The 6,037-nt window shown below is 44.3% G+C and carries 8 protein-coding genes; 7 read left to right on the forward strand and 1 reads right to left on the reverse strand.

Going from position 1 to position 6,037, the window contains the following annotated elements; all coding sequences use genetic code 11:
- Positions 1-23 precede the first annotated feature (23 nt).
- The gene (locus AB3112_RS00200) at positions 24-1,136 is read left to right on the forward strand and encodes an NAD(P)/FAD-dependent oxidoreductase (RefSeq protein ID WP_367333794.1); all 1,113 of its coding nucleotides are present in this window, start codon (positions 24-26) and stop codon (positions 1,134-1,136) included.
- Here AB3112_RS00200 and AB3112_RS00205 read toward each other — a convergent pair.
- A complete protein-coding gene (locus AB3112_RS00205) occupies positions 1,129-1,521 on the reverse strand; it encodes a ribonuclease HI family protein (protein WP_057909370.1) in 393 nt (130 codons plus the stop codon). The two genes, AB3112_RS00200 and AB3112_RS00205, sit on opposite strands and share 8 nt — an antisense overlap.
- Before the next feature lie 30 nt (positions 1,522-1,551).
- Here AB3112_RS00205 and AB3112_RS00210 point away from each other — a divergent pair, with 30 nt between their 5' ends.
- The 6 genes from AB3112_RS00210 to AB3112_RS00235 form a co-directional block, all read left to right on the forward strand.
- On the forward strand, positions 1,552-1,938 hold the full coding sequence (locus tag AB3112_RS00210) for an EbsA family protein (protein ID WP_057909137.1): 387 nt from the start codon (positions 1,552-1,554) through the stop codon (positions 1,936-1,938).
- A gap of 49 nt (positions 1,939-1,987) precedes the next feature.
- Positions 1,988-3,649 (forward strand): formate--tetrahydrofolate ligase, encoded by a 1,662-nt coding sequence (locus tag AB3112_RS00215; protein ID WP_367333795.1) that lies wholly within the window; start codon positions 1,988-1,990, stop codon positions 3,647-3,649.
- Positions 3,650-3,663: 14 nt separating this feature from the next.
- Entirely contained in the window at positions 3,664-4,104 is a 441-nt protein-coding gene (gene lspA, locus AB3112_RS00220; RefSeq protein WP_057909135.1) for a signal peptidase II, read from the forward strand.
- Positions 4,105-4,117: 13 nt separating this feature from the next.
- Entirely contained in the window at positions 4,118-5,026 is a 909-nt protein-coding gene (locus AB3112_RS00225) for an RluA family pseudouridine synthase (protein WP_084975423.1), read from the forward strand.
- A gap of 90 nt (positions 5,027-5,116) precedes the next feature.
- Positions 5,117-5,650 (forward strand): bifunctional pyr operon transcriptional regulator/uracil phosphoribosyltransferase PyrR, encoded by a 534-nt coding sequence (pyrR, locus tag AB3112_RS00230; protein WP_084975421.1) that lies wholly within the window; start codon positions 5,117-5,119, stop codon positions 5,648-5,650.
- A gap of 22 nt (positions 5,651-5,672) precedes the next feature.
- Positions 5,673-6,037: carbamoyl-phosphate synthase domain-containing protein (locus AB3112_RS00235; protein WP_367333796.1), on the forward strand; the 365-nt coding region annotated here is incomplete at its 3' end.

The following is a 6,037-nucleotide window of genomic DNA, read 5'->3' on the forward strand; positions in this document are numbered from 1 at the left end:
ACTTGGTAGAAAGAAGTGAGTGAATGGTTAAACAAGTTGCAATCATAGGTGGCGGCATCATTGGTGCAACTGCAGCTTTTTATTTGAGTTACTTAAAGGGACATGAGTCGGTGGCAGTCACGTTGTTTGACGAAGATACCGGCCAAGCAACCAAAGCAGCCTCAGGTATCATTTCACCGTGGCTCTCAAAGCGACGAAACAAGCGCTGGTACGCTTTGGCAAAGCAGGGTGCGGAATTATACCAACAACTGGTAAACGACTCTCAGCTGTCCGCTAATGCCTATTGTCTAACCGGAACGTTTGTCACCCGAAAAGACCACGCTGATTTATTAGACTTGTATCATGAGGCAGAAATTAAAGCAGCCCAGACGCCGGCAATGGGGAACGTTGAATTATTGAGTTCAGCGGAAGTCAAACGACGGATGCCAATTTTGACAAATCCGCCGGAAGGGGTCTTCGTCAGTGGTGGCGCCCGGATTGATGGCCAGCATTTTGTCGCTGAACTATTAGCCAACGCTCAGCAGGAAAATCTGGCAGTTGTTAACCAGCGGGTTTCCCTCGACGGTTCGGGTCGAGTTTTGACCGAACAAGGGCCTCGACAGTTTGATCGCATCATCGTCGCGACCGGTGCCTGGATGCACGAAACGCTGAAACCGTTGGGGCTTTCCTTAAAGGTCCGACCACAAAAGGGTCAACTAATTGATTTACTGGTCGATATGCCGGCATCCTGGGACAATATGCCAGTGATGATGCCTGAAAGTATGAGCGACATCATTCCATTTAGTCATGGCAAACTAGTCGTTGGGGCAACCCATGAAAATGACGGCGGCTTTGATTTAACACCTAAAGAAGCGGCCAAAAATCAGTTGTTTGAGAACGCCCAATATTTTATTGAGCAGTTATCAAAAGCCCGAATTACCGATATGCGTGTTGGTACCAGGGCTTACACAGACGACTTTTCGCCCTTCTTTGGTATTTTGCCCACGATGCCATCGATTTTAGTTGGCGGCGGGCTGGGCTCATCGGGGTTAACGACTGGGCCAATGATTGGCTATCATTTAGCGCAATCGATTCTTTCCAGCCATTTGGTTGACTGGAATCACTACACCAAACCGATTGGCACTTATATCAGTTAGCTCCGTGGAGGGCCTGCAATGCTAAAGTGTGAGCGCCCATGTTTTGGGAATCGGGAATCCATGTGTTCACAACGGTGGTGAATTTCGATTGAAGTGCCAAAAGCGTGTCAACATCGTCTTCGAAGTGTTTGGCGTATTGCTTGTTTAGACTGTCAACGACAATTTTACTGTCAGTATAAAAAAAGATCAGTTCGGCCGGATTGATCTGCAGTTTGATGAGTTGTTGAAATCCAATAATCGCTGCTTTAAATTCGGCACGATGGTTGTTCATCGGTTCAATGACTTTCTTTAATTGGATTTGTTTTCCGTCATGAACAATTAACAATCCGATTGCTGTGTGGCCGGTATGTTGATTTACTGCTGCGTCACTGTATAATTTAATCAATTCAAACACACTTTCTTTAAGGAGTTTATTATGGTAACTCAAAAACGTCACTTTTTTTATCAGCCAAGTCCGTTAAGTAGCATTATTTGTTGGAGCTGGACGCTGGTCATCTTTTTTGTCGGCGTCATCATTTGGCTTGAGATTACGCATTTTCAGTGGATTACGTTATTTTTCTTCGTGCTGTTTGCGGTCGTCACTTGGGCAGAGATTCATTTTCGAAGCATCATCGTCCATGATCATCAATTAGTCGTCAGCCGGATTACCAATCCTCATTGGTTAACCGTTGATTTAGACCAAATTTCAAACGTGACCACCGCAAAGTACCAACTGGCATTTGTTGCAAACACCAAGATCTATAGTTTCATTTTACCTGCAAATTCCGTAATTGAAATAAAGGAATTGATTACCAACAAATAATTTTGTCCTGTTGTCTGTCGATTGTTATTTTAGGAGGATCATAATCATTATGAAGAGCGATGTTGAAATTTCTCAAGAAACTGTTATGGAACCAATTACCAAAATTGCCGGCAAACTCGGAATTAGCGAAGATCAGATCGAACAATACGGGCATTACAAGGCCAAAGTCAACTTTGATCCAACGACTGAAAAGCCAAACGGAAAGTTGATTTTAGTGACATCAATTAACCCAACGGCTGCCGGTGAAGGGAAGACCACCGTTACGGTTGGATTAGGTGATGCATTAAACGAATTACATAAAAAAGTGGTGTTGGCGCTTCGTGAGCCTTCACTCGGACCTGTTATGGGAATGAAAGGTGGGGCGACCGGCGGCGGCTACGCTCAGGTTGTTCCGATGGACGATATCAATCTGCATTTCACCGGTGACTTTGATGCCCTGACGGAGGCCAATAACACATTGGCTGCGTTGATTGATAATCATATTCAACATGGTAACTCACTTAATATCGATCCACGCCAAATTACTTGGAAACGGGTAATGGATGTTAACGACCGCGAAGTACGGCAAGTGGTCGTTGGCTTGGGTGGCCGAACATCAGGCGTTCCCCGTCAGGATGGCTTTGATATTACCGTTGCCAGTGAACTGATGGCCATCTTGTGTCTGGCAACCAGCTTACAGGATCTCAAAAAACGAATTGGTAAAATGCTCATTGGCTATACTTACGATAGAAAGCCGGTTCTGGTTTCCGATCTGCACGTAGAGGGTGCTTTAACACTGCTGCTTAAAGATGCCATTAAGCCGAATCTGGTTCAAACCATCGAACATACGCCGGCCTTTATCCACGGTGGCCCATTTGCCAATATTGCCCATGGCTGTAACAGTATTTTGGCAACCCAAGCAGCGCTTCACTTTGGCGATTATGCGATTACTGAGGCCGGATTTGGTTCCGATCTCGGTGCTGAAAAGTTCATGGACATCGTGACGCCACGCTTGAACCAGTCTCCAGATTGTGTCGTTGTGGTGGCGACAGTGCGGGCACTGAAGTTAAATGGCGGTGCCGACAAAAAAACGCTGAACGAAGAAAACCTGGCTGCACTCAAAGCGGGCGTTGTTAACCTGAAACGACATGTTGAAGGCATGCAACGTTATGGTAAACCAGTGGTTGTTGCAATTAATAAATTTGCAAGTGATACCGACGACGAATTAACTTATTTGCAAAACTACGTTACGAATGATCTTCAAGTAACGGGGACCATTATCAATAGTTGGGCTGAAGGCGGTAAAGGGGCCATCGAACTTGCCAAGGAAGTGATTTCCGCTTGTGATCACCCTAGCGAATTTCATTCATTATACTCAAATGAAGATTCATTAACGGATAAAATGAAGAAGATTGTCACCCAAATCTACGGTGGCAATGATATTGAACTGTCTAACAAGGCTAAGAATGCTCTGAAGCGGATTGAAAAGATGGGCTATGGTAATTTGCCGGTCTGCATGGCTAAGACTCAATATTCATTCACTGACGATGCTAAGCAACTCGGTGCTCCTGAGGACTTCAATATTCACGTTTCAGATTTACAGTTAAAATTAGGTGCTGGTTTTATCGTCGCACTTACAGGAAAGATTCTAACCATGCCCGGCCTGCCAACTCATCCGGCTGCATTGGACATGGACATCGACGAACAAGGACGAATTACCGGCTTGTTCTAAAAGGGGATATTTGAATGCCAGTATTGTACGTAATCGGAATCATTTTGCTGATCGGACTGGATCAGTTGGTTAAACATTGGGTTGTCGCCTCGCTTGCTTTGGGGCAATCCTTTTCAGTCGTTGACGGGATCTTATCAATTACACGAATTAACAATACGGGTGCAGCGTGGAGTATTCTTTCCGGCCATCAATTTGTTTTCGTGATTATTGCAATTCTGGCTGCAATTTTGGTCACGTACTTTATTGTGACGTACTGGTCCAATGTGCCTTACCGAATTGGATTAGGCCTGCTGTTGGCGGGAACATTGGGCAACGTGATTGATCGGATCTTTAACAATCACGTTGTCGATATGTTCCAACTGGATTTTATTAATTTTCCAATCTTTAATTGTGCCGATATGTACCTGACCTTTGGCATTTTAATTTTGGCGATCGCGATCATTCGCGAAAAGTAGGAGGCGATTACTTGTGAAAGAATATACCGTCACCGATCAAACCGGGCGGCTGGATAAAGTGATTTCCGAGCTGGATACCGCCATCAGTCGCTCCCGTGCCAAATCTTTAATTGATGATGGCCGGATTCGTGTAAACGACGAGCCTGCCAAGCCAAAGTACCATGTTCAATCGGGAGATAAAATTGTGGTGGACGACGTTTTGCCGCAGCCCATCAGTTTAACTCCTGAGGATATTCCGTTGGATATCGTTTATGAAGACAACGATGTGATCGTTGTCAATAAACCCCAGGGAATGGTGGTCCACCCATCACCGGGGCATCCTGACCACACGCTTGTCAACGCCTTGCTATTTCACAGCCCACTTTCGACGATTAATGGCGAATTTCGCCCTGGAATCGTCCATCGGATCGATAAGGATACATCCGGGCTATTGATGGTGGCTAAAAATGATACGGCCCACCAATTTCTATCACAGCAACTCAAAGAACAGAAAAGCTTACGAAAGTATGTCGCACTGGTTCATGGTAGAATTGGGGAAGATTCAGGTGTGATTAATGCACCGATTGGCCGTTCGCCAAAAGATCGTAAGAAGCAAGCGATTGTTGCTGACGGGCGTCCGGCGGTCACACATTTTGAAGTTCTCGAACGATTTGCCGATTATACCTTGGTTAGTTGTCGCTTGGAAACGGGCCGAACACACCAAATCCGGGTCCATATGAAATATATTCATCATCCAATTGTAGGCGACCCGCTCTATGGTCCGCGCAAGACCATTTCTGGGCACGGACAATTTCTGCATGCCCAAGAACTGGGATTTGAGCACCCCAAAACACATGAATTGATGATTTTTTCGACACCATTACCAAAGATATTTGAAGATACATTAAATAATTTACGAGTAAACAACGCTTTAGGATCTTGACAATCCGGCGGTGTTTTCATATTCTGAAGTGGTGTAACATTTTTATACGGGTTAAAGTACAAATGTGACTCAATTAAGGAGCTTTTACTAATGGGAAAGATAATACTAGACAATATGGCGATGCAACGCGCCTTGACACGGATTACGTATGAAATCGTTGAAAAAAATAAGGGTGTTGAAGATTTAGTTTTGATCGGGATTAAAACCCGCGGCATTTTCTTGGCAAATCGAATTGCTGATCGGCTTCAACAGTTGGAAAATGTCTCAATTCCCGTCGGTGAGTTGGATATTACCAACTATCGTGACGATATTGAACACGATGCGATGAGCAGCGACGTTAAAATGTCGAACAACAAAATCAACTTTTCCATTGAAGGAAAGCGGGTTATTTTAGTCGACGATGTTTTATATACCGGAAGAACGGTTCGGGCTGCTTTGTCAGCTGTTATGGATCTTGGCAGACCCAAGAGTATCAATTTAGCTGTGTTGGTTGATCGTGGCCACCGAGAATTACCAATTCGGGCAGACTTTGTTGGTAAAAACATTCCAAGTTCGCAAAAAGAAAAAATTAAAGTGTACGTATCAGAGATTGATGATAAGGATGCTGTTGAACTCATCAAATAGCGCTTATTAACGAGGAGTCAGCATGACGGAAAGATATTTAATTTTAGAAGATGGATCCGCATATGCTGGAAAGGCATTTGGATCGCTTGCCACCACAACGGGTGAAATTGTGGCCAACTCAACGATGAATGGGTATCAAGAAATTATCTCCAATCAAATTTATCATAACCAAATCATTGTTTTCACCCAGTCATCTATAGGAAATACCGGACTCGACCAAAATGCGTACGAGTCCATTTTGCCGACTGCAAAAGGGGTCATTGTCCGGGAATATGAAAATCTTGCGACCGATCATTTTAAACGCATATCGTTAGACCGTTATTTAAAACAACATAAAATTCCTGGCATCTATGATGTTGATACTCGGGAAATTCGTCATCATCTTCA

The sequence above is a fragment of the Lentilactobacillus sp. genome (assembly GCF_040773105.1).
GTDB lineage: Bacteria > Bacillota > Bacilli > Lactobacillales > Lactobacillaceae > Lentilactobacillus > Lentilactobacillus parabuchneri.

Coding starts and splice junctions, on each gene's coding strand:
- AB3112_RS00200 (WP_367333794.1), top strand. CDS start 24: ATGGTTAAACAAGTTGCAATCATAGGTGGCGGCATCATTGGTGCAACT.
- AB3112_RS00210 (WP_057909137.1), top strand. CDS start 1,552: ATGGTAACTCAAAAACGTCACTTTTTTTATCAGCCAAGTCCGTTAAGT.
- AB3112_RS00215 (WP_367333795.1), top strand. CDS start 1,988: ATGAAGAGCGATGTTGAAATTTCTCAAGAAACTGTTATGGAACCAATT.
- lspA (WP_057909135.1), top strand. CDS start 3,664: ATGCCAGTATTGTACGTAATCGGAATCATTTTGCTGATCGGACTGGAT.
- pyrR (WP_084975421.1), top strand. CDS start 5,117: ATGGGAAAGATAATACTAGACAATATGGCGATGCAACGCGCCTTGACA.